The organism is Eudoraea chungangensis, from assembly GCF_029360665.1.
GTDB lineage: Bacteria > Bacteroidota > Bacteroidia > Flavobacteriales > Flavobacteriaceae > Eudoraea > Eudoraea chungangensis.
Map to the genome: position 1 here is coordinate 459,181 of NZ_JARDUB010000004.1, position 25,895 is coordinate 485,075.

General features: G+C 37.4%; 23 protein-coding genes. 15 read left to right on the forward strand and 8 right to left on the reverse strand.

From position 1 onward, the window contains the following. Positions 1 to 22: 22 nt before the first annotated feature. From PXG98_RS12015 to PXG98_RS12055, 9 genes are all read left to right on the forward strand, one after another. Positions 23 to 880 carry an alpha/beta hydrolase gene (locus tag PXG98_RS12015; protein ID WP_276391402.1) on the forward strand — a complete coding sequence of 286 codons (858 nt, stop codon included), beginning with the start codon at positions 23 to 25 and terminating at the stop codon, positions 878 to 880. Between the two features lie 11 nt (positions 881 to 891). Then, complete coding sequence (locus tag PXG98_RS12020; RefSeq protein ID WP_276391404.1) at positions 892 to 1,488, forward strand: DinB family protein; 597 nt, start codon at positions 892 to 894, stop codon at positions 1,486 to 1,488. 97 nt (positions 1,489 to 1,585) lie between these two features. Further along, entirely contained in the window at positions 1,586 to 2,191 is a 606-nt protein-coding gene (locus PXG98_RS12025) for a DinB family protein (RefSeq protein WP_276391405.1), read from the forward strand. A 74-nt stretch (positions 2,192 to 2,265) separates the two neighbouring features. Beyond that, on the forward strand, positions 2,266 to 3,864 hold the full coding sequence (locus PXG98_RS12030) for a solute:sodium symporter family transporter (protein ID WP_276391406.1): 1,599 nt from the start codon (positions 2,266 to 2,268) through the stop codon (positions 3,862 to 3,864). A gap of 1 nt (position 3,865) precedes the next feature. Next, complete coding sequence (locus tag PXG98_RS12035; RefSeq protein WP_276391408.1) at positions 3,866 to 4,675, forward strand: inositol oxygenase family protein; 810 nt, start codon at positions 3,866 to 3,868, stop codon at positions 4,673 to 4,675. Between the two features lie 217 nt (positions 4,676 to 4,892). Continuing rightward, complete coding sequence (locus PXG98_RS12040; RefSeq protein ID WP_338150244.1) at positions 4,893 to 6,227, forward strand: carboxypeptidase-like regulatory domain-containing protein; 1,335 nt, start codon at positions 4,893 to 4,895, stop codon at positions 6,225 to 6,227. A gap of 657 nt (positions 6,228 to 6,884) precedes the next feature. After that, entirely contained in the window at positions 6,885 to 9,104 is a 2,220-nt protein-coding gene (locus PXG98_RS12045; RefSeq protein ID WP_276391410.1) for an NADP-dependent isocitrate dehydrogenase, read from the forward strand. A 120-nt stretch (positions 9,105 to 9,224) separates the two neighbouring features. Next, entirely contained in the window at positions 9,225 to 11,627 is a 2,403-nt protein-coding gene (locus PXG98_RS12050; RefSeq protein WP_276391411.1) for a TonB-dependent receptor, read from the forward strand. A gap of 4 nt (positions 11,628 to 11,631) precedes the next feature. Beyond that, complete coding sequence (locus tag PXG98_RS12055) at positions 11,632 to 12,492, forward strand: DUF4249 family protein (protein ID WP_276391412.1); 861 nt, start codon at positions 11,632 to 11,634, stop codon at positions 12,490 to 12,492. A 59-nt stretch (positions 12,493 to 12,551) separates the two neighbouring features. On the opposite strand, the gene PXG98_RS12060 is transcribed toward PXG98_RS12055, so the two are convergent. Beyond that, positions 12,552 to 13,670 carry a glycerate kinase gene (locus tag PXG98_RS12060; RefSeq protein ID WP_276391413.1) on the reverse strand — a complete coding sequence of 373 codons (1,119 nt, stop codon included), beginning with the start codon at positions 13,668 to 13,670 and terminating at the stop codon, positions 12,552 to 12,554. Positions 13,671 to 13,802: 132 nt separating this feature from the next. On the opposite strand from PXG98_RS12060, the gene PXG98_RS12065 reads away from it, so the two are divergent. The 5 genes from PXG98_RS12065 to rplT all read left to right on the forward strand — a co-directional run bounded on the left by PXG98_RS12065 (position 13,803) and on the right by rplT (position 17,339). Next, on the forward strand, positions 13,803 to 14,030 hold the full coding sequence (locus tag PXG98_RS12065; protein ID WP_276391415.1) for a DUF6095 family protein: 228 nt from the start codon (positions 13,803 to 13,805) through the stop codon (positions 14,028 to 14,030). 111 nt (positions 14,031 to 14,141) lie between these two features. Then, the gene (gene thrS / locus PXG98_RS12070; protein WP_276391416.1) at positions 14,142 to 16,082 is read left to right on the forward strand and encodes a threonine--tRNA ligase; all 1,941 of its coding nucleotides are present in this window, start codon (positions 14,142 to 14,144) and stop codon (positions 16,080 to 16,082) included. Positions 16,083 to 16,120: 38 nt separating this feature from the next. Further along, on the forward strand, positions 16,121 to 16,669 hold the full coding sequence (gene infC, locus PXG98_RS12075) for a translation initiation factor IF-3 (protein WP_276391549.1): 549 nt from the start codon (positions 16,121 to 16,123) through the stop codon (positions 16,667 to 16,669). A 33-nt stretch (positions 16,670 to 16,702) separates the two neighbouring features. Continuing rightward, complete coding sequence (gene rpmI, locus PXG98_RS12080) at positions 16,703 to 16,900, forward strand: 50S ribosomal protein L35 (RefSeq protein WP_276391418.1); 198 nt, start codon at positions 16,703 to 16,705, stop codon at positions 16,898 to 16,900. Positions 16,901 to 16,994: 94 nt separating this feature from the next. Further along, positions 16,995 to 17,339 (forward strand): 50S ribosomal protein L20, encoded by a 345-nt coding sequence (gene rplT, locus PXG98_RS12085; protein WP_276391420.1) that lies wholly within the window; start codon positions 16,995 to 16,997, stop codon positions 17,337 to 17,339. 48 nt (positions 17,340 to 17,387) lie between these two features. Here rplT and PXG98_RS12090 read toward each other — a convergent pair whose 3' ends face one another. Next, positions 17,388 to 17,813, reverse strand: a complete 426-nt coding sequence (locus PXG98_RS12090) for a secondary thiamine-phosphate synthase enzyme YjbQ (RefSeq protein WP_276391421.1) — start codon at positions 17,811 to 17,813, stop codon at positions 17,388 to 17,390. Between the two features lie 83 nt (positions 17,814 to 17,896). On the opposite strand from PXG98_RS12090, the gene PXG98_RS12095 reads away from it, so the two are divergent. Next, on the forward strand, positions 17,897 to 18,700 hold the full coding sequence (locus PXG98_RS12095; protein ID WP_276391424.1) for an HAD family hydrolase: 804 nt from the start codon (positions 17,897 to 17,899) through the stop codon (positions 18,698 to 18,700). Here the strand turns inward: PXG98_RS12095 and PXG98_RS12100 are convergent. The 6 genes from PXG98_RS12100 to tgt form a co-directional block, all read right to left on the reverse strand. Further along, entirely contained in the window at positions 18,697 to 20,004 is a 1,308-nt protein-coding gene (locus PXG98_RS12100; RefSeq protein ID WP_420909569.1) for an asparagine synthetase B, read from the reverse strand. The two genes, PXG98_RS12095 and PXG98_RS12100, sit on opposite strands and share 4 nt — an antisense overlap. Then, positions 19,991 to 21,544, reverse strand: a complete 1,554-nt coding sequence (gene dnaB, locus PXG98_RS12105) for a replicative DNA helicase (RefSeq protein ID WP_276391426.1) — start codon at positions 21,542 to 21,544, stop codon at positions 19,991 to 19,993. The genes PXG98_RS12100 and dnaB overlap by 14 nt, the downstream gene beginning before the upstream one ends. Positions 21,545 to 21,712: 168 nt before the next feature. Further along, positions 21,713 to 22,666, reverse strand: a complete 954-nt coding sequence (locus PXG98_RS12110) for an acetyl-CoA carboxylase carboxyltransferase subunit alpha (RefSeq protein WP_276391428.1) — start codon at positions 22,664 to 22,666, stop codon at positions 21,713 to 21,715. Between the two features lie 118 nt (positions 22,667 to 22,784). Further along, on the reverse strand, positions 22,785 to 23,675 hold the full coding sequence (locus PXG98_RS12115; protein ID WP_276391430.1) for a DMT family transporter: 891 nt from the start codon (positions 23,673 to 23,675) through the stop codon (positions 22,785 to 22,787). Then, entirely contained in the window at positions 23,662 to 24,741 is a 1,080-nt protein-coding gene (locus PXG98_RS12120) for an LptF/LptG family permease (RefSeq protein ID WP_276391431.1), read from the reverse strand. The genes PXG98_RS12115 and PXG98_RS12120 overlap by 14 nt, the downstream gene beginning before the upstream one ends. A 2-nt stretch (positions 24,742 to 24,743) precedes the next feature. Next, the gene (gene tgt, locus PXG98_RS12125; RefSeq protein ID WP_276391433.1) at positions 24,744 to 25,874 is read right to left on the reverse strand and encodes a tRNA guanosine(34) transglycosylase Tgt; all 1,131 of its coding nucleotides are present in this window, start codon (positions 25,872 to 25,874) and stop codon (positions 24,744 to 24,746) included. Positions 25,875 to 25,895 lie beyond the last annotated feature (21 nt).

A 25,895-nucleotide genomic window follows, 5' to 3' on the forward strand; every position in this document is an offset into this window, starting at 1 on the left:
CGATATAAATAATCCTATAACCATGTATAAAATACTAACGTTTTTTAGCCTTTTCTTCTTCTTTTCGATATCTATGAATGCGCAAAGTGGGGTAGTCATGGACGAAGAAGTTCTGGATAGTAAAATACTTAAAGGAGAAAGGAAGTACGCAGTTTATCTTCCGCCAGATTACGAAGCTTCCAATAGGAGTTATCCCGTACTATACCTCTTGCATGGAGCAGGTGATGACCAAACCGGCTGGGTGCAATTTGGCGAAGTATTGCATATAACCGACAAAGCAATAAGAGAAGGTAAGGCCACCCCCATGATTATCATTATGCCCGATGCCAATACAGGAAAAAGAGGCTATTTTAATGTTGGTGACTGGCGATATGAAGACTTCTTTTTCGATGAATTAATTCCATTTGTAGAATCAAAATATAGAATAAAAAAGAATAAAAGATATCGGGCTGTTGCGGGGCTTTCCATGGGCGGGGGCGGCACCTTTATGTACGCGCTTCATCGACCCGACATGTTTTCCTCTGCTTGCCCATTAAGTGCTTATGTAGGTCCGTTGACAATAGAACAATTAGAAAAGAGGGCGCTTCAACAAGGAAACCTTTTTACCAAGGAAGAATTAAAGGCCTATTTTAATAGGCACAATGCCATAGCTCTAATAGAGAACCTCCCGGTGGATGATATAAAATCGGTTAAATGGTTTATTGATTGTGGGGATGACGACTTTCTATTTGAAGGAAATAGTTTGGTTCATATAGCGATGAAAAAAAGGGAGATTCCACATGAATATAGAGTTAGAGATGGGAGACACAGCTGGACCTACTGGCGTGCTTCGTTACCTACAGTATTAGCGTTTGTCTCCGATAGCTTTCATCAAAACTAAACTATTACTAAATGAAATTACTATATTACACTTTAGCTTTTTTTATCATGAGTCTTTCCTATTCTCAAAACGATCCATTAAAGGAGCTACCATACTCCAGTATCCCTGACTATCCGGAAGAATATACCCCGGGATCTGTGGTAGCAAGAATGATTGACGGTTTAGGGTTTCGATATTATTGGGCTACAAATGGATTAACATCTGACGACTTAATCTACAAACCTTCAGAAGACGGCAGAAGCTTAGATGAAACCTTAGACCATATATACGGCTTATCTTCTATGATATATCAGTCTGCAATAAAAGAGGCAAACGACAGAACTTCTGCACTAAACATCCCCTCAACTTTTAAAGAAAAAAGACAAGCAACATTGATTAATTTAAAGAAGGCAAGTGAAATTTTCCTGCTGTCAAATGATTTAAAATCACATCCAATTATTTTTAAATCCAATAAGGGGACCTCAGAAAGCCCCTTTTGGCATCAGATTAATGGACCAATCGAAGATGCGGTATGGCATAGTGGACAAATAGTAATTATGAGAAGAGCCGCGGGGAATCCTATAGACCCAAATGTAAATTTTTTTAGAGGTATCAGGACCTCAGAATAATTTACGTCCTTATTTGTAAGGAAAAGGACTAGGTATAGACTAAAAAAAACAGCCATTTCTTTTAGACCTGCATAACTAACCATTAAATAACACTGGTATGAAAAAATTTCTATCTCCTCTTGTATTGTTAGTCTTCTTAAGTTTTACTAATTACGATACCCAGCTAACTGATGAAGAACGCAAGCTTGGCGCGAATGAATTAAGTAAGTCAGAAAAGTTTCTGCTTAAAACCGTTAAGGGCCTTAGTGATGAACAGTTAAACTTTAAAAGTAGTCCGGAATCGTGGTCAATTGCCAATTGCGTAGAACACTTAACGATTTCTGAAAATGCCTTCGACATGATGGTAAAAGGTGCCTTGGAAAGTCCGGCAGATCCATCTAAAAGAAGCGAAGTAAAAATGACAGACGAGCAAATAGTAGCAATGATATCTAGTCGGGAGAAAAAAGTAAAGACCCCAGAATCATTTGAGCCCTCCGGAAAATTTGGCACCTATGAGGAGACTCTTGATGTCTTCAAAACCAAAAGAAAAGAACATATCAACTATATCAAGACCACAAAGGATGACTTAAGAAATCACTATGGAAGCTTTCCGTTTGGAACTTTAGATACTTATCAGGTGTTTTTGTTTATGTCGGGCCATACTGAAAGACACGTAAAACAAATGGAAGCCGTGATGGCAGATCCCAACTTTCCAAAAGAATAAAAAATATTCCGCCTGCGCCTGGGAATTTTTGTCCCTGGACGTCTTAGTTTACCCTCTAATGTTTACATTTAGGGGTGACCTTTTTTACATTCTTTTTATTTACTGCAGTCGTTGCCATAATTGCTGCATGGAAACTGCGCAAATCCAAGATTAATTCAAAAGATGGCTATTTTTTAGGAGGTAGGTCGTTAACCGGAATTGTGATTGCTGGCTCCCTGTTACTCACTAATATTTCCACCGAACATCTCGTAGGCATGAATGGTTCTTCCTATAAAAATGGGGCAATCATAGTTGCATGGGAAGTTACCTCGGCGCTAGCGCTGGTAGTTGCGGCCCTATTTTTTGCACCCAGATATTTAAAGATGGGGCTTACGACTATTCCGGAATTCCTTGAAAAAAGATACGATGGTCTAACAAGAACATTAGTAGCCCTACTTCTTATCATTTCCTTTGTAGCCACCTTGCTACCTATAGTATTATACACAGGGGCGCTGAACATTGAAGCCATCTTTAACTTGTCAGAACTCCTTGGTGTAAATCATAGCCAGGCGATGTGGATAACGATTGTCACAGTGGGTTGCATAGGCGCTGTTTATGCAATATTTGGTGGACTAAAAATGGTGGCCTTAACCGACACCATCAACGGGTTTGGGCTTTTAATTGCGGGATTATTGGTACCATTACTTGCCCTGTGGGAAATTGGTGATGGAGATATTAGTATAGGCTTGGCGAAAGTATTTCAAAAAAACCCGGAAAAGTTCAATGTAATAAGTTCGGAACCAGGCTTTGGGGCAAATGCAAGGGAGGCAATTTTGCCATTTGAAGTACTATTTACAGGCCTTATGGTTAACCAGATATACTTTTGGTGCATGCATCAATCTATAATACAAAGAGTATTAGGTGCTGTAAATCTTAAGGAGGCTCAGAAAGGTTTGTTATTTACGGGCCTGTTAAAAATATTAGTCCCTTTAATTATTGTCTTGCCAGGGCTCATAGGCTTTTACTATTTCGACAACCAGTTCTTTGATGATCCGGATGCCATATATCCAAGGTTGGTAAAAATGGTCTTACCCGATTGGTTAACAGGATTCTTTGTGGCCGTAATGATGGGTGCAATTCTTACCACTTTTAATAGTACTCTAAATAGCGCCGCTACCGTATTTAGTTTAGATATATACAAACGATATATACGTAAAAATGCCAGTGAAAAAAGTTTGGTGCGTTTAGGCCAGAGTAGTTCGGCTGTTTTAGCATTTTTTGCTATAGGTATCGCCCCATTTGTTGCCAGTGCACCAGAGGGTTTATACCAGCTTCTTCAACAATTGAACGGCATCTTTTTCATTCCCATTGCAACCGTAGTCATAGCTGGATTTATATTCCCAAAAGTATCTGCTCATGGTGCTAAAATTGGAATGCTATTTGGATTTATCTTTTATATAAGCACTTATTATATCCTTAAATTAGATATTCATTTTGTACATCTTTGGGGCATTGAATTTTTACTAAATATAGTTGTGATGCACCTTGCATCATTGAAATACCCCATGGTGACCAAATTTGTGCTAGTTGATAGCGGCAAAGTAAGTACTGTTCCCTGGCGTTTTGCAAAACACTTTAGCCTTTTTCTGGTTGCATTTACCATTATTTTGTACCTTCTACTTGGAAACATTTAAGATGGACAAGGTATTTAGAGATTATAGGGAAAGTAAAGCCAAGGCAGCTGTAAAAGAGCACTACCGAAAGATGCGCGCAAACCAGACGGTGAGTTATGTAGAAAAAATGAAGAAAAAATACCTCACCTATGACAAACCATTAATGCTATGGGATGCTTTAAAAAACTTAGACGATTTAATTGATGTTAGCGATCCCGACTTAGACCTACCAAATGTACAGCATTTAATACAGAGCGCAGAGGCTATTAGAAGAGATAAGAGAGCAGATTGGATGCAGCTTGTAGGATTAATTCATGATTTGGGAAAAATCATGTTTTTATGGGGTTCAGATGAAGACGGAACAAGCCAAAAAGAACAATGGGGCATGGTAGGCGATGTCTTTGTGGTTGGTTGCACCCTTCCCAATAGCTGTGTCTATCCGGAATTTAATTCATTAAACCCAGACATGTCCGATTCCCGATATAACTCTCTCACGGGTAAATACAAAAAGGGTTGTGGGCTAAAAAACCTAGAACTAGCTTGGGGACATGACGAGTATTTGTTCCAAGTTTTGGAGCATCATTCTACTAACAGACTGCCGGAAGAAGCTATGGCCATGATCCGATACCATTCTTTTTATCCTTGGCACAGTGGTAATAGTTATACGGAACTTTTACAGAGAGAGGATGAGAAATATTTGAATTGGATCCGCGATTTCAATAAATATGATTTATATACCAAATCTAACCAGACCTATGATTTAGATTCTTTAAAGAATTACTACCTTCCAATAGCTGAAAAATACTTGGGAAAAGGCCCAATTTATTGGTAACTTTTCTTAAAAAACTATGAAATAAAACAAGGTCTTATGCCTATTGATTAAAGTATGTGCTTCTGTAATGACGATATAGTCTACTAGTATGACACTGCTTATAAACATATGGCAGGCGCTGAAATATTATGAATTATTAACAATCTGTGATGATCTAAATCAGTAATTTAGATTAAAATCTGTTATACTTTAGCAGCACGCTATAAAAAATTAAGTTATGAAAGCTATTTCAAATTTCTTTACGCACAAGATTAAGGTGTTTCCTCTTTCCATTTGCCTTCTGTTTGCCCTAGGAATGCAGCAAAGTTTAAAGGCTGCAGTTTTTCAGGACAATATTGGAAACGAACAGACCGAATTTAGACAATATAAGGGTATGGTTATTTCACAGGAAAATAAAAAACCCTTGGTTTTTGCCACCCTCACTCTTGAGGGCACAAATATAAGTACGGTAACAAATACCGAGGGAAAGTTTATCCTAAAAATACCTAATTCGATTAGTTCAGGGAATGTACTTGTGGCCTTCTTAGGGTATAAAACTTCCTCAATTTCTTTAGGGCAATTAAAAGAAGAAAACAATAAAATATCCTTAGAAGTCTCTGTTACGGCCTTGGCAGAAGTAGATGTTGTTATTCCCAAGAATGCAAAAAATTTGGTCAAAGAAACATTCAGAAAAAGAGGAGATAATTATTTTGATGATCCCACCTTAATGACTGCCTTTTATAGGGAGACGATAAAAAAAAGAAAAAAGAACGTTTCGCTTTCCGAGGCGGTAGTTAATATTTATAAGACCCCCTATAACATTCCAAAAAGAGATGCTGTACAATTGTATAAAGCCAGAAAAAGTACTGATTATTCCAAATTAGATACCTTGGCCCTTAAACTACAAGGAGGACCATTTAATGCACTCTACGTAGATATGATCAAATATCCGGAATACATTTTTACAGAAAAATCTATTGACGACTATAACTTTAGTTTTGAGCGATCTACTAGAATTAATGACCAATTAATATTTGTAATATCCTTTAAGCAAAGACCAGAAATAAGAGAGCCACTATACCAGGGGCAACTCTTTATTAATGGAGAGAAAAAAATCCTCACTAGTGCTATTTACACTTTAAATATTACAGACAAAAACTTAGCCAGTAGAATGTTTGTTAGACGTAAACCGAGAAATGCAAATGTATATCCTACCGAAATTGCCTACAGGGTAGACTACAGGGAAAGAAATGGAAGGTGGTATTATGGTTATAGCAACGTTTTGATGGAGTTTAAAATAAACTGGGATAAAAAATTGTTCAATTCTGTCTATAGTATGACCTGTGAAATGGCTGTAACCGATTGGGAAAAAGGTATGGTCGAAGACGAGCCAAAAAGCAAAGAAAAGCTTAGGACCAATATCATCTTAAGTGATGAGGCAATAGGGTTTGCAGATCCGGATTTTTGGGGGGAGTATAATATAATTGAGCCCGAAAAATCTATCGAATCTGCAATCAAAAAGATACAGCGACAACTTAAACGAACTAGGTCGTCCGGTGCCGCCGCTCCTTAAGGCAAATCAAATTAGCTTTTTTTAGAATTATTATTAACAATTGTTGATAAGTTAGGTTTATAACTTGTTGATTTTAAAATGCTTAGATAGTTTTCATTTTTATAAAAAATAATTAAATTTAGGTATGATTTGAAAGTTTTATTTGTCGTAAGTAAAAAGTGATAATCAGTATAGAGTTAACGTTCTTTATATTATTATTTAGTCTAAAAGTAAGGGGATACAACTTGTTGTATGCTTTTAATTTAGGATGAGCACAGACGGAAGACGGTAGTTTTCATGAATTGTGTGGTTTGGGTTTAAGAATTCTAGAATCTTTGGTTGTAGAACTCCTAAAAACTAAATTAAAGTAATAAGAAGAAATAATGGATGAGTTGCTTGGTTGAAGAATTAAGAACAAATTGTTATTTCAAACGTGGAGATAGTGATTCAAATGCGACCAATGGTTGCCGTTATGTACTTCGTTGCATAACAAGAGTTTGCAAGCTATTTCTAAAAAGCCATATCAATGTACTTGTACAATGATATGGCTTTTGTTTTTTCAATTATCGGTTTTTTCTTATTGCCAATGTCTATGGCTAACTAAAGTTGGTTTGCACTAGTTTTATGACCTTATAAAATTGTATATTTGCTCCGCTTTTAACAAACCTTTATTGCTATATGCCAAGAATTATCTATACTAAAACCGACGAAGCACCAGCCCTAGCTACACAGTCATTCCTTCCTATCATACAAGCGTATACCAAGACTGCAGGAATCAACATCGAAGTGAAAGATATTTCTCTTGCCGGTAGAATTTTAGCTGTTTTTCCAGACTATATTCAAGCGGATCAACAAGTAGCAAATGACCTTACTGAACTTGGAAATTTGGCAAAAACTCCGGATGCAAATATTATTAAACTACCTAATATTAGTGCCTCTATTCCACAGTTAAAAGATGCCATATCGGAACTGCAAAGTAAAGGATATGCAATTCCAGATTATCCGGATGAACCGTCCAGTGATAGTGAGGCAAATATTAAGTCTAGGTATGATAAAATTAAAGGTAGTGCCGTTAACCCCGTTTTAAGAGAAGGGAATTCTGATAGAAGAGCACCCTTACCAATTAAGAATTATGCCAAAAAAAACCCGCATAGTATGGGAGCATGGAGTTCGGACTCCAAGACACATGTAGCTACCATGAAGGATGGGGATTTTAAATCTAACGAGCAGTCTCTAACGATTGAAAAAGCCTCAAAAGTGCGAGTGGTACTAAGAGATAATGAAGGAAAGACTACTGTTCTAAAAGATAACATTTCTCTCCTTGCCGGAGAGATCATTGATACCACAATAATGAACAAAAAGGCTCTTCTGCAATTCTTAAAACAGCAGCTAAAAGAAGCCAAAAAAAATGGCTTACTTTTTTCAGTTCATTTAAAAGCCACTATGATGAAGGTATCAGATCCTATTATTTTTGGTCATGTAGTTGAGGTTTTTTTCGAAAAACTATTTGCCAAGCATAAGGAAACCTTTGATTCCATTGGATTTCGCTCTAATGACGGTCTTGAAGTATTATCAGATAAATTACAAGACCTACCCGAAAGTAAGCGTAAGGAAATTGAAGCTGATCTTATGGAAGCCTTAGAAGAAGGTCCGGATTTAGCGATGGTTAATTCAGACAAAGGTATAACCAACTTACACGTTCCAAGCGACATCATCATAGATGCCTCTATGCCGGCAATGATTAGAAATTCTGGACAAATGTGGAATAGTAAGGGAAAGTCCCAAGATACAATGGCGATCATACCGGATAGTAGCTACGCCGGTATCTATGAAGCTACGATTGAATTCTGCAAAGTAAACGGAGCGTTTGATCCCACCACCATGGGTACGGTTCCAAATGTTGGGCTTATGGCACAAAAAGCGGAAGAATATGGTTCTCACGACAAGACCTTCGAAATTGAACAAGACGGAATTGTTGAGTTGGTGGATATAGACACTAAGACCGTTCTATTGAGCCATAAGGTAGAAGCGGGAGATATATGGCGTATGTGCCAAGTAAAAGATGCTCCAATTGAGGATTGGGTTAAATTGGCGGTAAACAGAGCACATGATTCAAATACACCGGCCGTATTCTGGCTCGATAAAAACAGAGCCCACGACGCTGAACTTATTAAAAAAGTAGAAACATACCTGCCCAAATACCAGCTACCTGGTGTAGACATTCAAATAATGTCACCCATAGATGCCACGAAATATACTTTACAAAGAATAAAAGATGGTAAGGATACTATCTCTGTTTCAGGGAATGTTCTTCGGGACTACCTAACAGATCTGTTTCCTATTCTTGAAGTGGGAACTAGTGCAAAAATGTTATCTATTGTTCCACTTATGAATGGCGGTGGTTTATTTGAAACAGGAGCAGGTGGCTCAGCACCTAAGCATGTAGAACAGTTTTTAGAAGAAGGACATTTGCGCTGGGATTCTCTCGGAGAGTTTTTGGCTTTAAGCGTTTCCCTTGATTTTTATGGGAATAAAAATCAAAATGAAAAAGCAAAAGTATTGGCAAAGGCTTTGGATGCTGCTACCGAAAAATTCCTCGACCAAGATAAGTCGCCCTCCAGAAAAGTAGGTGAAATTGATACTCGAGGAAGTCATTTTTATTTGTCTCTATATTGGGCAGAAGCCTTGGCGTCTCAGGACGAGAATACGGACTTAAAAGAGCAGTTTTCAAAACTATCTGAGGCTTTTAAAGAAAATGTTTCTCAGATTGAAAGAGAACTTTTAGATGCCCAAGGAAAACCTCAAGATATTGGAGGGTATTACAAACCAGAATCGGACTTAATTGCTTCGGCTATGAGACCTAGTAAAACACTGAATAAAGTTTTGGCAATACTTTAATTTAAGTTTAATGTTTTCGTCAAAATAATTTATCTGTTTCTCTGGTTTTTTTAACTCAAATTAACTTTTTAACGAAAGCCTTACTTAATTTTAATACATATTTTTGAAAAAAAATATTGCATGAATCAATTAAGCCGTTGTTACTTAGTTGGGCTTTTACTGTTTTGGTCAGCTTTTACTTTTTCGCAGGAAAAATTTACCCTAAGTGGGATAATTACAGAGGAAACAAGTAACGAGACTTTATTAGGAGTTACGCTGGCGGTACCTTCCCTGAAAACCGGGGTCACCACCAATGTCTATGGATTTTATTCCTTAACCCTTCCAGAAGGGGAATATCAAATACAAATTAGTTATCTCGGGTATCGAGATATTGTCCAGACCATTTCACTTACTGAAAATCTTCGCCTCGATTTTAAAATGGCTGAAATGGCCGAACAGTTAGACGAGGTTGTCGTAACCGAAGACGTAGAAAAAATAAGTATTCGCAACCCGCAAATGAGTGTGAATAGTTTCTCCGTTCAAACCATAAAAAAAATCCCGGTTGTTCTGGGGGAAGCAGATGTGATTAAGTCTTTACTTCTTCTGCCAGGTGTTACAAGTGCAGGGGAAGCCTCCTCTGGATTTAATGTCAGAGGTGGTGCTGCGGATCAAAACCTAATTCTTTTGGATGAAGCTGTCATCTTCAATTCTTCACATTTGTTCGGTTTTTTCTCTGTGTTTAATCCTGATGCAGTAAAAGACGTTAAGCTTTTTAAGGGGGCCATTCCGGCAATATATGGTGGTAGGGTATCTTCTGTACTGGATATCTATCAGAAGGAAGGCAACAGTAAGGAGTTTAAATTAACCGGCGGAATTGGAGCCGTTTCAAGTAGACTCCTGGCCGAGGGACCAATTGTTAAGGATAAATCTTCTTTCTTAATAGGAGGAAGGGCTTCCTATGCCCACTTATTTTTACGCTTAACAGATATAGATAATCAGGCGTATTTCTATGACCTCAACGCCAAATTTAACTACCGTTTCAACGATAAAAACAATATTTACTTATCTGGCTACTTTGGAAGAGATGTTTTCAGTATCGCAGATAGCTTTGAAAACACCTATGGAAATGCAGTTGGTAACCTGCGATGGAACCACTTGTTTTCAGACAAAGTGTTTTCGAATCTTTCATTAATATATTCGGACTACTACTATGGCCTTGAATTGGATTTTGTTGGCTTTGAGTGGAATTCTGGCATAAAAAACTTTAACATCAAATATGATCTGAAGCACTATGCCAGCGATAAGCTTCAGCTCAACTATGGGTTAAATAATATTTATTATGAATTTAATCCTGGTAAAATTGTTCCGAACGGACCGGATTCGGGCATTCTTGAACAACAACTTATTAAAAAATACGCCAATGAATTTGCCGCCTATGTTGATGTTGAGCAGAGTATTACCGAAGCTTTTAGTCTTCAATATGGTTTGAGGTTTAGTTATTTCATGCGATTGGGTCAGGAAGAACTTAATGTTTACGAAAACGATAATCCGGTTAATTTTAATCCCCTCCTTTTAGTTTATGAGGAAGCAGATCCTATTGGAACCATAAATCCTAGTAGAGGGGAGGTGTTGGCCTCATTTGCCAATCTGGAACCCCGCTTGTCGGCCTCTTACACTTTTAATCCGGACAACTCGGTTAAGGCGAGTTACATTCGAATGGCGCAATATTTACACCTGCTCTCGAATACGAACTCCCCTACTCCCCTTGACGTCTGGACCCCTAGCGGACCTTTCGTAAAACCTCAATTGCTAGATCAATATGCCCTGGGTTATTTTAGAAATTTAAATGATGGTGATTATTCCTTAGAAGTTGAAGGTTTCTATAAGGATATACAAAATCGTATAGATTATATTGATGGGGCCAATCTAATTGCGAATAACTCTATAGAGCAGGTGATTTTAAATGGACAGGCAAGGGCGTATGGATTTGAATTATTATTTCGAAAAAATTTAGGAAGATTTCAAGGCTGGCTAGCTTATACCTGGGCTGTATCGGAACAGAGAACTCCCGGACGTGGTACAGTTGAAGAAAATGGTCTGTCGGTAGAAGAAACAGGGATTAACTTTGGCGAATGGTATAACACCCCTTATGATAAAAGACATGACATTTCCCTTTTTGGAAGTTACGACCTAAACAAGAAATGGAATTTTAATGCAAATTTCGTATATCAGACCGGACAGCCAACAAATTATCCTGTCGGACAATTCGAATTTCAGGGTGTTAACGTTCCTTATTATGGACTTAGAAATTTGCAAAGACTTCCGGATTACCACAGACTAGATATAGCGGCTACCTTAACTCCTAAGAAAAACGTTGGTCGCAAATGGCAATCGGAGTGGGTATTTAGCATATATAATGTTTACAATCGTATGAATGCCGCCTCCGTTACTTTTAGACAAAATGAGGATACCGGTGTAAGCGAAGCTATACAAACTTCCATTTTTGGAATTGTTCCATCAGTTACCTATAATTTCAAATTTTAGACTCATGGCAAAAAAGATATTTCTTTTACTCTTTAGCATTATCCTTATAAGTTGTGAAAAGGTTATAGATGTGGATCTTCCTGAGGAAGAACCTCGTTTAGTGGTAGATGCCCTAATTAGACTAGACTTAAATGAACCAACAGTTAATGTGCAGGTGAAAGTAAGTGAGAGTAGTTCCTTTTTTGAATCAAATACACCGGTTACCTCTTTACCCGAGATTACTATTGTAAATTTGGGACAAGATTCTTTTGAATGTGGCAATTGCCTAATTCTTACCCAGGTAACCCCTGGATCGGGAATATATGAGACTGTGACCTCCCCCGATTTCTTCCTGAATGGCGATCTAATTATCCAACTTTCTTATCAGGGCAGGTCTTATGTTGGGCAGACAAGATTTGTCCCAACAGTACCATTAGACTCTGTAATACAAGGAACCGGGGTTTTGTTTGATGATGAGGAAACGGAAGTAATCGTTACATTTACGGATGAAGCCGACAGAGAAGACTACTATCTTTTTGATTTTGATTTTGCCGAGTTTCTAGTTACCAGAGATGAGTTTTATCAAGGGCAAGAGTTCAGTTTCTCCTATTTCTATGATCAGAGCTTTGAACCGGGCACTGAGATTGAAATCAGTCTAATGGGTGTGGACCGTTCTTTTTTCAACTATATGGACCTCCTAATTCAACAAAGTGACGCTGGTTTTGATTTATTTGCATCCCCTGTGGCCACGGTAAGAGGAAATATATTTGATGTGACGGATATTGACAATGAGGGGAACACAGACAATGTAGATCAATCCCAAAATTTTCCTTTGGGCTATTTTGCTGTAGTAGAGGTTTCCAAACAAACACTTATTATAGAGTAGACCAGACCAAACATTAGGAACAGTTGAAAGCTCTGTAATTTATTAAATAGAAACGGCTATTACAGTACGGCCTCCAATCCCCTTTTAAGCAAAACAGCTGCGTTATCTATGCTGTATTGTATAGGTTTTTCTCGATCACAAATCTCAACAATTTTGGATACCCCTCTGGGATACAATATGTTTTTGTCTATTTCTAATAGCCCGCAAATTAATATTATAGGTATCTGGTAAGAACTACCTAAATTAATTACCCCGTCGATTAACTTTCCCTGTAAACTCTGTGAATCTATCTTACCCTCTCCTGTAATGATAAAATCAATCTCTTCATTTTCTAACAGTCGTGGCACGCCTGCCTTTTGCAGAACAAAGTTAATCCCCCCTATAAAAGATGCCCCGAAAAAACACATTAGCCCGTAGGCAGATCCTCCTGCAGCACCTGCTCCTGGTACCTCAGCTACATGCATGTGCAATTCCTCAGCAACAATATTGTCCAAATTTATAAGACCCTTTTCTAAGACGTCTATTTCGTCTTTATTAACTCCCTTTTGCTTTCCATAAACAGCGGTAGCTCCATTAGATCCAAACAAGGGATTGGTAACGTCATTTACCGCAATAAATTTAGTGCTGGAAAGGTTTTTTAGCACCCTTGAACTATCTATGCTAGTTATTTTATTTAATGCATCCCCATTTGCTTCTAAACGCTGTCCTTTTTTATTTAAAAACTTATACCCTAAAGCACTTGCCATACCAATTCCACCATCATTAGTAGCACTCCCTCCTAAACCTATATATATATCTTTTGCCCCTCTTTCTAAAGCATCTTTTATCTGAATACCCAAACCATAGGTAGAGGCTTTCAGGGGGTTTAATTCTTCCCTATCCAAAAGAATAAGACCACAAGTATTTGCTAATTCTATATATGCTTTACATTGCTTAGCATTTAGTAAGTAATGTGAATTTATGGATCTTCCCAAGGCATCAACCGATGGCACGTCTATCCTATTCACTTGCTCAAACTGCAGAACAGAATCCAGAAAACCATCACCACCATCAGAAGCGATAATACTCCTGACATTTGCTGAGGGATATTTGTCTAATACCTCCTTTTCGGTTATTCTTATTATTTGAGAAGCGGTAAGAGAACCTTTAAATTTATCGGGAATCAATAAGAAATTCATCTGAAAACAGCTTTTTATAATCCATTAGGGAAGAAAGTGTTAAGGTAGTATCTTCCTCACATATATCCTTAGTAATATTAAGTTTTAGAGAATATACGTAATTTTATAATCTCTTTTTAAAATAACAATAGAATGGCGACAGACAAAAACTTGGTTATTAAAGGAATTAAATTTCTTGCCTATACAGTTGGTATAATGTTTTTGGCTCCATTTGTTTTGTATCAGGCATTTAAAAACACCGAACACGCCTTCTTTATTCCCGTATTAATCTTGGGTATTTTATTTGCTATACTGGCAATTGGCTTGGGGTTTTATAGTATTAAAATCCTAATGGACGGGTTTTTCTCTAAAAAGAATTAATCCCCTTAGGAAAAAAAGAGCAGTACAAACTCCTTTTAAAATCATAACAACATTAATTGTCAAGATAAGCTTAAGATACTATCTTTGGAGCCTTAAAGTTGTATTTTACTTATGATAAAAATATCCCTTCCCGATGGGTCTGTAAAAGAGTTTCCGAAAGGTTCTACCCCTTACGATGTTGCCAATAGTATTAGCAGTGGCCTGGCAAGAAATGTAATCTCCGCACAGTATAACAAAGAGGTTGTAGAAGTAGTTACCCCTTTACATGAGGATGGTTCCTTGATTCTTTATACCTGGAACGATGAGGAAGGAAAAAAAGCATTCTGGCATTCTTCCTCTCATATTTTAGCACAGGCTCTGGAAGAACTCTATCCTGGAATAAAACTAACCATCGGCCCGGCAATAGAAAATGGTTTTTATTATGATGTTGATTTTGGAGAACATGTCCTTTCAGAGAAGGATTTCCCATTAGTAGAAAAGAAGGCCATTGAAATTGCAAGAGGGAAACACGAATTTAAGATGAGACCGGTTTCCAAAAAAGAGGCATTAGATTTTTACACAAGTCAGCAGAATGAGTTCAAAGTAGAACTTATAGAGAATCTTGAGGATGGAGAGATTACTTTTTGTGATCACGATAGTTTTACCGATTTATGCCGTGGAGGACATATCCCAAATACGGGTATTGTAAAGGCGTTTAAAATTATGAACGTGGCCGGTGCATATTGGAGAGGTGATGAGAATAACAAACAACTGACCAGAGTATATGGAATTTCTTTTCCAAAGCAGAAGGAACTTACCGAATATCTCGCTCTTTTAGAAGAGGCTAAAAAAAGAGATCATAGAAAACTTGGAAGAGAATTAGAACTCTTTACTTTTTCAAAAAAGGTAGGACAGGGTTTACCACTTTGGCTTCCAAAAGGAGCAGCTTTAAGAGAGCGATTAGAAAATTTTCTGAAAAAGGCACAAAAAAAGGCAGGTTACGAAATGGTTATTTCTCCCCATATTGGGCAGAAAGAACTTTATGTAACCTCTGGTCACTATGCCAAATACGGAGAAGACAGTTTTCAGCCAATCCATACTCCCAAGGCCGATGAAGAGTTTCTTTTAAAACCAATGAACTGTCCCCATCATTGTGAAATATATAATGCAAAACCATTTAGCTACAAAGAATTGCCAAAGCGTTATGCAGAATTCGGAACCGTTTATCGTTACGAACAGAGTGGTGAACTTCATGGTTTAACCAGAGTTAGAGGATTTACACAAGACGATGCCCATATTTTTTGTACTCCGGATCAACTGCATCAGGAATTTCTAAATGTTATAGACCTTTCCCTCTATGTTTTAGGTTCTTTAGGGTTCGAAGATTTTACCGTTCAAGTTTCCATACGTGATCCGGAAAAACCAGAAAAGTATATCGGATCTCTTGATAACTGGGAAAAGGCAGAAAATGCCATACTAAATGCCGCCAAAGAAAAAGATCTAAATTATGTAATAGAAGAAGGGGAAGCAGCTTTTTACGGACCCAAGTTAGATTTCATGGTAAAAGATGCCCTTAACAGGCGTTGGCAATTGGGGACCATACAGGTAGACTACAATTTACCGGAACGATTTGATCTGACTTATAAGGGAAGTGACAACGAATCGCATCGCCCAGTTATGATTCATAGAGCACCCTTTGGCAGTATGGAGCGTTTTATTGCCATATTACTTGAGCATACTGGTGGTAATTTCCCACTTTGGTTAATCCCGGATCAGGCTATTATTCTACCAGTCAGCGAGAAACATGAAAAATATGCAGAAAAAGTTTTAAATTCCTTAGAAAATCACGAAATTCGCGCCCTCCTTGATGTGAGGAATGAAACGGTTGGAAAGAAGATACGAGAAGCAGAGATGAAAAAAATTCCATTTATGCTAATTGTAGGAGAAAAAGAAGAGCAGGAAAATTCTATTTCCGTCCGCAAACACGGGGGTGAAGACCTAGGAACAATTTCTATTGAAGGATTTGTAAACTTGGTCGAAAAAAAAATAAATAGTACCTTAAAGTCGTTTTAAGATAAATAATTGTTTAATTAAATTTAGAAACCATAGCAATAAGAAGAAGATTTAGGCCGCAGCCCAGGAGGGAAAATAAAAATCCTCATAAAATTAATGGAAATATTACTGTTCCCAACGTACGTTTGGTAGGGGACAATGTAGAAATGGGAGTTTATCCTTTAGCAAAAGCAATAGCTTTGGCAGAAGAACAAGGTTTAGATTTGGTGGAAATATCACCTAATGCAGCACCTCCTGTTTGTAAGATTATTGATTATAAAAAGTTCCTTTACGAGCAAAAGAAGCGAGAAAAGGTAATGAAGGCCAAAGCTTCGAAGGTAATTGTTAAGGAAATTAGATTTGGTCCTAATACGGACGATCATGACTACGACTTTAAGAAAAAACATGCGGAGAAATTCTTGAAAGAAGGCGCCAAACTAAAGGCCTATGTTTTTTTCAAGGGAAGATCCATTGTATACAAGGATAAAGGGGAAATCCTTTTATTAAGGTTGGCGCAAGAACTGGAAGAGTTAGGTAAAGTAGAACAAATGCCTAAGTTAGAAGGAAAACGTATGACAATGTTCATTGCTCCAAAGACAAAAAAGTAAACGAAGCGAGATTTAATTATAAAATAGGAGAAAATGCCTAAAATGAAAACAAAATCCAGTGCCAAAAAGCGATTTAAGCTGACAGGTTCTGGTAAGATCAAGAGAAAGCACGCTTTTAAAAGTCATATATTGACTAAAAAGTCGAAAAAGCGAAAGCTTAAGCTTACACATTCAACTTTAGTACATGATGCTGATGTTGATAATATTAAAGGTCAGTTGTGTCTTAAATAACATGCCTTTAGGTAATTAATATTAACCATGGAGTTGGGCCATAAAAGAGTTTAAAATAAATGTTTAAACCGCCTACTACAAAAAAAATTAAAAAATGCCAAGATCAGTAAATTCAGTAGCTTCAAGAGCCAGAAGAAAAAAGGTTATGAAGCAAGCCAAAGGATACTTTGGAAGACGTAAAAATGTTTGGACAGTAGCCAAAAATGCGGTTGAAAAAGCAATGCAATATGCTTACAGAGACCGTAGAAATAAGAAAAGAACTTTCCGCGCTTTATGGATAACACGTATAAATGCGGGTGCAAGACTACACGGAATGTCTTATTCTCAATTTATGGGTAAAGTAAAAGCAAATCAAATAGAATTGAACAGAAAAGTTCTTGCAGATTTAGCAATGAATCATCCTGAAGCTTTCAAAGCCATTGTGGATAAAGTAAAATAATCGATAATATCTCGCTAAAAACCCCAATGGACTCCATTGGGGTTTTTTTTATCCTATTCCCATACAACTAATTACCAATGATCTAGACGTAGCATAATTCCTGTGCTCACATAAATATATCCCTTGCCACAACCCTAAATTTAGCATCCCTTGGGTGATGGGGATTTGTATAGAACTTCCAAGCACTGAAGCCTTGATATGGGCCGGCATATCATCCGCACCTTCATAATCGTGTTTGTAATATGCCGCGTTTTCAGGTACCATTACATTCATATGAGACTCGAAGTCCGATCGAACTGTGGGATCAGCATTTTCATTGATAGTCAAACTGGCGGAAGTATGTTTAATAAAAACATGTAAAAAACCCGTTCTAATTTTTCTGATTTCCGGTAAGGCTTCGGAGACGATATTTGTAATTAAATGAAAGCCTCTGGGATAGGGCCTTAAGACTATTTCGTTTTGATATATACGCATAACCATTAAATTAAGGTAAAACTTATTAAAAGCTAATCATTATTTAAACATAAAAAATACCTTTGCCAACTACAACTATAAGTATGAATCTATCCAATATTAAAATGGTGGTCACCGATATGGACGGAACCCTGTTAAATTCTGCCCATGAAGTAAGCCCAGAGTTTTTTCAATTATATAAAGAACTCAAAAAAAAAGGTATCCTATTTGTAGCGGCAAGTGGAAGGCAATACGACAGTATTGCGCATAAACTTCAACCTATTCGCGAGGAAATAATCATCATTGCGGAGAATGGAGGATTTGCGATGGATAAGAATACGGAAATAGTCTTTACGCCATTAATGGAAGAGGGCAAAAGCAGCATTTTACAGATTGTAGATAAAATAAATGGTGCGCATCCTGTATTGTGCGGCAAGCACCACGCCTATGTAGACGGAAGTAATCCAAAATTTATAAAGACACTACAGGAATATTACTCGGAGTTTATAATAACAGATGCCTTAAACGAAATTCCCGAGAACATTATTAAAATTGCCGTCTATCACTATGAAGGTTCTGAGACTAATATTTATCCTGCCGTGGAACATTTACAAACAGAGTTTAAAGTAAAGGTGTCGGGTGAAAACTGGGTAGATATTTCGCATCCAAATGCGCATAAAGGATTTGCCTTAGACAAACTTCAAAAACATTATGGTATTGGGCCACATGAGACATTAGTTTTTGGGGATTACAATAATGATTTAGAAATGTTGGCTCTTTCTGACTATAGTTTTGCCATGGAGAATGCGCATGAAAATGTATTAAGAGCAGCAAAGTACAGGACGCTATCTAACGATCAATTGGGTGTAGAAAAAGTACTAGAACAACTATTAAAGGCTATTAACTAGGTCTTTTGTTTTTTCTTTCTCGCGGCAGGAAAAAGAACATTATTAAGAATGAGCCTATAACCAGGTGAATTGGGATGCAATTCAAGTTCCGTTTTTGGATCTCCCACTCTATGCTGATAGTCTTCAGGATCATGACCCCCATAAAAAGTAAAAAAGCCCTTGCCTTTGATACCGTGTATATAGCGTGCTTCTCCATTAATTTTATTCTCCCCCAATACTAAAACGGTTGGTTTCACTTCATCCTTATTAAACGCCGTGGTCTGCCCCATGAACCCTTTTACTAAAGAGGTGTGATTCTGACATAACATAGTGGGTACCGGGTCCCATTTAGCGGAAAAATCCATCAGGCTAAAATAGTCGGATTCCTTAGGCACATTACCCCTTTGGGTTGTCATGTCAATGGAGGAAAATTCATATCGCAAAGGATTGCGCTCTAAGGTAAAATCCTTAAAAGCAAAAGTCTTTGAGAAATTCAATTTACTTTGATAATTTGGATCGGAGGCATCCCCATCGAACATAGGTTCGCATATATCAACACCTTCCGCAGCCAAGGCAATATCAAAGCTATCCGTTGCACTACACATAGCAAACATAAAACCACCTCCAATTACATAATTTCTAATCTTTAATGCTACATCTCTCTTCTCTTCTGAAACCTTGTTATATCCCAATTGTACGGCAAGGGCCTCTGCGTCTTTCTTTCCTTGTATGTACCAAGGTGCAGCACGATAAGCCCCGTAGAATTTTCCATATTGTCCTGTAAAATCTTCATGATGTAAATGCAACCAGTCATAAAGTACCAGTTTATCTCCTAAAACCTCTTCATCATAGACGGTTATATAAGGAATTTCGGCATAGGTAAGTGCCATTGTTACCGCATCGTCCCAGGGTTGCTTATTCAGTGGGGAATAAACCGCAATTTTAGGAGCTTTTTCTAAAATTACAGCTTCCTGATTTCTAGCAGGACTACTTATCTCGTCTAATATAGCTTGGGTTTGTCCATCGGTTAAAACTTCAAAAGTAACCCCTCTAATCTGACATTCTCTGCGAATTACTTCTGCATCAGGCAGCAGAAAAGCACCGCCCCGATAATTAAGAAGCCATTGAACTTTTTGCTGTTTGGTTAGAATCCAATAGGTAATCCCATAGGCTTTTAAGTGGTTTTCCTGTGTATCAGCATCCATGGGAATGAGGATGGAAGAAGCCCTTAAAGACTGCGTAAAAACGGTAACTAGCAGAAGGGCAAGCAGAAAATAGTTAGCTAATCTATTTCTTTTTAATTCTTTTCCTTTAGAAAGGTACATCATTATCTTCTGGGTCAAAATCAGAATCCCCATTGATAGAGCTGCCAAAAGCCTGATTGGCATCAGGAAGATTTTTGGTGACAAATGGATTATCTCCATCCACATTCATTTTGGACTGAAACTCAAAAGGGGAGTCAAAGTCATCCAAGTTATCAAATTTCCCTAATTGAGCAATAAACTTTAACCTAATATTTTCTAATCCTCCATTTCTATGCTTGGCAACAATGAACTCTGCCTGCCCCTGAGTAGGAGTCCTTTCTTCGTCATCCCATTCATCAATTTTGTAGTATTCAGGACGATAGATAAAAGAAACAATATCGGCATCTTGTTCAATTGCACCAGATTCTCGTAGATCGGATAAGATAGGGCGCTTACTACCACCTCTTGTCTCCACCGCCCTAGATAATTGTGATAGCGCTATAACAGGTACGTTAAGTTCTTTTGCTAAAGCCTTGAGATTACGTGAAATCGTAGAAATTTCCTGTTCCCTATTTCCTCCTTTCTGGCTACCTCCGGCAGTCATCAACTGTAAATAATCAATTACAATTAATTTTATTCCGTGCTGTGATGCCAAGCGTCTTGCCTTTGCCCTAAGATCGAAAATAGAAAGAGATGGTGTATCGTCTATAAACAATGGGGCACTCTCCAAAGCTTTTACCTTTACATTAAGTTGCTCCCATTCGTGCTTTTCCAATCGTCCAGTTCTTAATTTCTCCGAGGATAGGCCTGTTTCAGAAGAAATCAATCTGGTAATCAACTGTACCGATGACATTTCTAAGGAAAAGAAGGCAACTGGAATACTTGAGTTAACAGCAATATTTCTGGCCATGGAAAGTGTAAGTGCTGTTTTACCCATTCCGGGACGTGCTGCTACGATAACTAAGTCACTTGGCTGCCAGCCGGAAGTAAGCTTGTCTAGTTTCTCAAAACCCGATGGCACGCCGCTAAGACCGTCCTGGTTAGAAATTTCTTCGATCTTTTTTTTCGCCAGAATTACTAAATTCTGTGCTGTTTCAGCAGAACGCTTAAGATTTCCTTGGGTAACCTCATATAATTTTGATTCTGCATTATCTAACAAATCAAAAACATCGGTAGTTTCTGAATAAGCCTCCTCAATAATTTCACTCGAAATTTTAATCAAGCTTCTCTGGATATACTTTTGAAGAATAATTCTTGCATGAAACTCTATATGTGCAGAAGAAGCTACTTTTTGCGTTAGTTTGACCAGGTAAAAATCCCCTCCTACAACCTCTAGTCTTTCATCCTTCCTTAATTGCATGGAAACGGTTAATAAATCTATCGGTTCCGAGCTTTCAAACAATTTAAAGATAGCCTCATAAATATATCTGTGAGAATCCTTGTAGAAAACATCTGGATGCAATATATCAATAACCTCATCTACGCCTTTCTTATCAATCATCATAGCTCCAAGCACAACTTCCTCTAAATCAATAGCTTGCGGCGGTATTTTACCCTTTTCTAAGTTTATAACTGAGGGTTTTCCAATTTTATGACCTATGATAGGGCGGGGTTTTTCCATGAATGTAAAAGTATGCAATTAACCTTTAGTTAACTTTAAAATAACCTAAATGGATATCAACGGTTCATTAACAATGTCCTTGTTGATAAGTTACAAATTAGTGTTGATAACCTAAAAAAACTTGGGAAAGATTTTTATTAAATAATAATAAAAATCCAAAAGCGTTGATTAACCGTTAAATACGCCCATATTGGCATACTTGTCCATGCGTGCAGCAACCAATTCTTTTGGTGATAACTTTTTTAATTCGTCGTAGTGCTTGGTTATTTTAGATTTAACTATTTCGAAAGTCTTTTCACGATTACTATGTGCTCCACCTGCCGGCTCTCTAATAATTTCATCTATCAACTTAAGTTTTTTCATGTCTGTCGCTGTTAGTTTTAGAGCTTCCGCCGCAATTTCTTTATACTCCCAACTTCTCCACAGAATAGAAGAACATGACTCTGGAGAAATTACCGAATACCATGTGTTTTCTAGCATTAACACCTTATCTCCAACTCCAATTCCCAAAGCACCACCAGAGGCACCTTCTCCAATAATTAATACAATTATAGGTACTTTTAGACGTGTCATTTCCAAAATATTCCTGGCAATAGCTTCTCCTTGACCTCGTTGTTCCGCCTCTATGCCTGGATAAGCTCCGGGAGTATCAATTAAAGCAATTACAGGAAGGTTAAACTTTTCTGCAGATTTCATCAATCGAAGCGCTTTTCGATAACCTTCAGGATTTGCCATCCCAAAATTACGATATTGTCTCGTTTTGGTATTGTATCCCTTTTGCTGCCCCACAAACATAAAACTCTGATCTCCAATCTTTCCTAACCCGCCAATCATAGCCTTATCATCTTTTACATTTCTATCCCCATGTAACTCTAGAAAAGTATCCCCGCAAATTGCATTGATGTAATCGAGAGTATATGGCCTATTTGGGTGTCTGGATAGCTGTACTCGCTGCCATGCCGTAAGGTTTTTATAAATGTCTTTTCGGGTTTCAGCTAATTTCTTTTCAATTTGTTTACAGGTCTCCGTAACATCTACATCACTCTCTTCTCCAATTATTTGGCATTTTTCTAATTGTTCTTCTAATTCCTTAATTGGTAGTTCAAATTCTAAATACTCCATGAAAAAATAATTTTTTATAAAAAGCTGAAGGTTCTATTTAAATATTCTGCTGACAAATATAAAATAATATAGCATCTTCTCGACAAAATAAAAAGAGATCAAAAACCTTTTTACTATCCTAAACCTTGTCTATTCTTTTTTGCTTGTTTTTTAAGAGACCATTGGCAATTACGGTAAAGACAATTATAAACGCTCCAGAGTAAAAAAGAGAGTTCATATTTTCACTCTCTCCAAAAATAAGTAGGGCGAGAAGAATGCCATAAACTGGCTCCAAATTAATGGTAAGCATCACTGTATATGGGCTTAAAAAACGCATAACCTTTACAGAGGCAATAAAGGCGTATGCCGTACAAACAGATGCCAAGATGAGCATAAAAAATATGTCCTGTTCGTTCAGGTGAAGTGCTTTCCAACTAATACTATCCGTAAATAAGATGTATATACTTAAAAAAACAAACCCTCCTAACAACTCATAAAAACCAATGACAGCGGGAGAATACTCCTTTATTAACTTGCCATTCATCAAGGTGAAAATTGCCGCCAAAAAAGCCGAAATTAGGGCTATTCCAATTCCCCTGCTATAAGATATATCACCAATAAATATAAGATACAATCCGAAGACAACCGATATTCCGAAAAACACTTCATACCAAATTATTTTTCTTCTATACCAAAAAGGTTCTAAAAAGGCTGTAAAAAAACTTCCGGTTGCCATGGTAGCCAAGGTGATTGACACATTGGAAACTTTTATGGCCTCAAAAAAAGTAACCCAATGCAAGGCAATAATTATACCTACAACCAACATAGACCACAATGCTTTCCTATTTAAACTTGGTATTCTCTTCTTAAAAAGAAAAAAGCATCCAATGAAAATAGCTGCGAGAAGCATTCTAAACCAAACAAGCGGAATTGCTTCTATAGAAATTAATTTCCCCAAAATTGCCGTAAACCCCCAGATGAATACAATAAGATGTAAATGAAGGTAATTTTTTAGTCTATCGTTTGGCATTCTTTAGCAAATAAAACCCGAGAACCCCAAAGGCTACATTCGGTATAATTACCGCCAAAAGGGGAGAAAAACCAGACTGCTCAGCCAATGTTCCAAATACCTTGTCGAAGAAAATATAAATAAAAGCCACGCCAATACCAAAAGCCAAATTTACTCCCATACCACCCCTTCTTTTTACAGAGGAAACAGCTACCCCAATAACCGTTAATATAAATGCCGTTAAAGGCAAAGCCCATCGCCTGTATTTTACGAGAATATAGGTGTTAATATTAGAAGCCCCCTTCTTTTTCTGTTCCTCGATAAACTCATTTAGCTCAAATAAATTTTTAGTTTCTGCCACATAAGAAACAGGTGTAAGATCTTCTATCTTAAAAACAAATAATGTATCTAACCTGCGCTTTAATTCAACCACTTCCTTTTCCCCGCGAAATTTTCGCTTTTTGTAAGAAGTTAGTCTATAAAGGCTATCTGCTGGTATCCACCTTATATTGGCAGCGGTAATCTTGTAATCTAATAGATTCTGATCATTGAAATGCTCAAATGTAAAGTTATAGCCAATTCTTCGTACAGGATCAAAACTACTCACGTAGATATAGTCCTTTTCATTAAGCTGATTGAATATATTACTGGTTATGCGGTCTTTATTACCCCTTTTAAGGTATTTATACTTAAATTCATTATATCCCACGCTTGCATTAGGAACAATAAACATGCCCATGAAAAACATAATGATAGCGATTATACTTGCCCCTATCCAATAAGGCCTTAAAAAGCGACTGTAAGAAACTCCGGAACTTAAAATGGCTACAATTTCCGTATTATTCGCTAGCTTCGAAGTAAAAAATATAATGGATAAAAAGAGAAATATGGGAAATAAAAGACTCCCTATATATATTGTGAAATTAAAATAATAAAATATTATTTCGTTTACTGGTGCTTCATTATCTATCATCTTCCCAATTTGTTCCGCCAAATTGAGCATTATGCCTATAGGTATGAATAGCAGAAGCATCATCCCAAAGGTGGCCAGATATCTTTTTAGGATATATCTGTCTATGATAGTCATACTTATAGTCGTTTATCCATTTGTTGAACCATACTATTCTTCCAAGATGCAAAATCTCCTTGAACAATCCGCTCCCTTGCTTCTCTCACAAGCCACATATAGAAGCCTAAGTTATGTATTGTAGCAATCTGTTTCCCTAAAAACTCATTGGCTACAAAAAGATGCCTTAGGTAAGCTTTGGAATACTCTTGGTCTACAAAGGTAGTTCCTTCCTTATCTATTGGGCTAAAATCATTTTCCCACTTTTTGTTCTTTATGTTGATCGTTCCATGACTGGTAAAAAGCATACCATTTCTAGCGTTTCTAGTAGGCATTACGCAATCAAACATATCTATACCAAGTGCTATGTTTTCTAATATGTTTATTGGTGTCCCTACGCCCATAAGGTATCTCGGCTTATCCTCGGGAAGAATATTACAAACTACTTCACTCATAGCGTACATTTCCTCAGCTGGCTCTCCTACAGACAAACCACCAATGGCATTTCCTTCAGCCCCTGCATTTGCAATATACTCCGCAGACTGTATTCGTAGATCTTTAAACGTCGATCCCTGTACAATAGGAAAGAAAGTCTGCTCATAATCATATTTAAAAGGTACTTTCTTTAAATGTGCCATGCATCTATCTAGCCAGCGATGTGTCATAAACATCGATCGTTTAGCGTACTGATATTCACAGGGATAGGGAGTGCATTCATCAAAGGCCATGATAATATCTGCCCCAATGGATCGTTGAATTTCCATCACATTCTCTGGAGTAAAAAGATGCAGTGATCCGTCAATATGAGATTTGAACTTAACTCCTTCTTCCTTTATTTTTCTATTGGCCGAAAGAGAATATACCTGGTAACCTCCACTATCCGTTAAAATATTCTTGTCCCACCCCATAAACTTATGAAGGCCCCCTGCCTGCTCTAAAATGTCTATTTTGGGTCGAAGAAATAAATGATAGGTGTTACCCAGAATAATATCGGGCTTAATATCCTCTCTTAGTTCTCTTTGATGTACCCCCTTAACAGATGCTGCTGTTCCTACGGGCATAAAAATAGGCGTGTTGATAACTCCATGGTCTGTAGTTAACTTCGCCGCTCTGGCCTTGGTGGCCTTATCTGTATGTTGTAATTTAAATTTCAAGACTCTGAATTCGGAGCAAAT

What these genes read in the sequence shown, in the direction of transcription:
- PXG98_RS12015 (WP_276391402.1), top strand. Translation starts at nt 23, where the DNA reads ATGTATAAAATACTAACGTTTTTTAGCCTTTTCTTCTTCTTTTCGATA.
- PXG98_RS12020 (WP_276391404.1), top strand. Translation starts at nt 892, where the DNA reads ATGAAATTACTATATTACACTTTAGCTTTTTTTATCATGAGTCTTTCC.
- PXG98_RS12025 (WP_276391405.1), top strand. Translation starts at nt 1,586, where the DNA reads ATGAAAAAATTTCTATCTCCTCTTGTATTGTTAGTCTTCTTAAGTTTT.
- PXG98_RS12035 (WP_276391408.1), top strand. Translation starts at nt 3,866, where the DNA reads ATGGACAAGGTATTTAGAGATTATAGGGAAAGTAAAGCCAAGGCAGCT.
- PXG98_RS12040 (WP_338150244.1), top strand. Translation starts at nt 4,893, where the DNA reads ATGAAAGCTATTTCAAATTTCTTTACGCACAAGATTAAGGTGTTTCCT.
- PXG98_RS12045 (WP_276391410.1), top strand. Translation starts at nt 6,885, where the DNA reads ATGCCAAGAATTATCTATACTAAAACCGACGAAGCACCAGCCCTAGCT.
- PXG98_RS12050 (WP_276391411.1), top strand. Translation starts at nt 9,225, where the DNA reads ATGAATCAATTAAGCCGTTGTTACTTAGTTGGGCTTTTACTGTTTTGG.
- PXG98_RS12055 (WP_276391412.1), top strand. Translation starts at nt 11,632, where the DNA reads ATGGCAAAAAAGATATTTCTTTTACTCTTTAGCATTATCCTTATAAGT.
- PXG98_RS12060 (WP_276391413.1), bottom strand. Translation starts at nt 13,670, where the DNA reads ATGAATTTCTTATTGATTCCCGATAAATTTAAAGGTTCTCTTACCGCT.
- PXG98_RS12065 (WP_276391415.1), top strand. Translation starts at nt 13,803, where the DNA reads ATGGCGACAGACAAAAACTTGGTTATTAAAGGAATTAAATTTCTTGCC.
- thrS (WP_276391416.1), top strand. Translation starts at nt 14,142, where the DNA reads ATGATAAAAATATCCCTTCCCGATGGGTCTGTAAAAGAGTTTCCGAAA.
- rpmI (WP_276391418.1), top strand. Translation starts at nt 16,703, where the DNA reads ATGCCTAAAATGAAAACAAAATCCAGTGCCAAAAAGCGATTTAAGCTG.
- rplT (WP_276391420.1), top strand. Translation starts at nt 16,995, where the DNA reads ATGCCAAGATCAGTAAATTCAGTAGCTTCAAGAGCCAGAAGAAAAAAG.
- PXG98_RS12090 (WP_276391421.1), bottom strand. Translation starts at nt 17,813, where the DNA reads ATGCGTATATATCAAAACGAAATAGTCTTAAGGCCCTATCCCAGAGGC.
- PXG98_RS12095 (WP_276391424.1), top strand. Translation starts at nt 17,897, where the DNA reads ATGAATCTATCCAATATTAAAATGGTGGTCACCGATATGGACGGAACC.
- PXG98_RS12100 (WP_420909569.1), bottom strand. Translation starts at nt 20,004, where the DNA reads ATGTACCTTTCTAAAGGAAAAGAATTAAAAAGAAATAGATTAGCTAAC.
- dnaB (WP_276391426.1), bottom strand. Translation starts at nt 21,544, where the DNA reads ATGGAAAAACCCCGCCCTATCATAGGTCATAAAATTGGAAAACCCTCA.
- PXG98_RS12110 (WP_276391428.1), bottom strand. Translation starts at nt 22,666, where the DNA reads ATGGAGTATTTAGAATTTGAACTACCAATTAAGGAATTAGAAGAACAA.
- PXG98_RS12115 (WP_276391430.1), bottom strand. Translation starts at nt 23,675, where the DNA reads ATGCCAAACGATAGACTAAAAAATTACCTTCATTTACATCTTATTGTA.
- PXG98_RS12120 (WP_276391431.1), bottom strand. Translation starts at nt 24,741, where the DNA reads ATGACTATCATAGACAGATATATCCTAAAAAGATATCTGGCCACCTTT.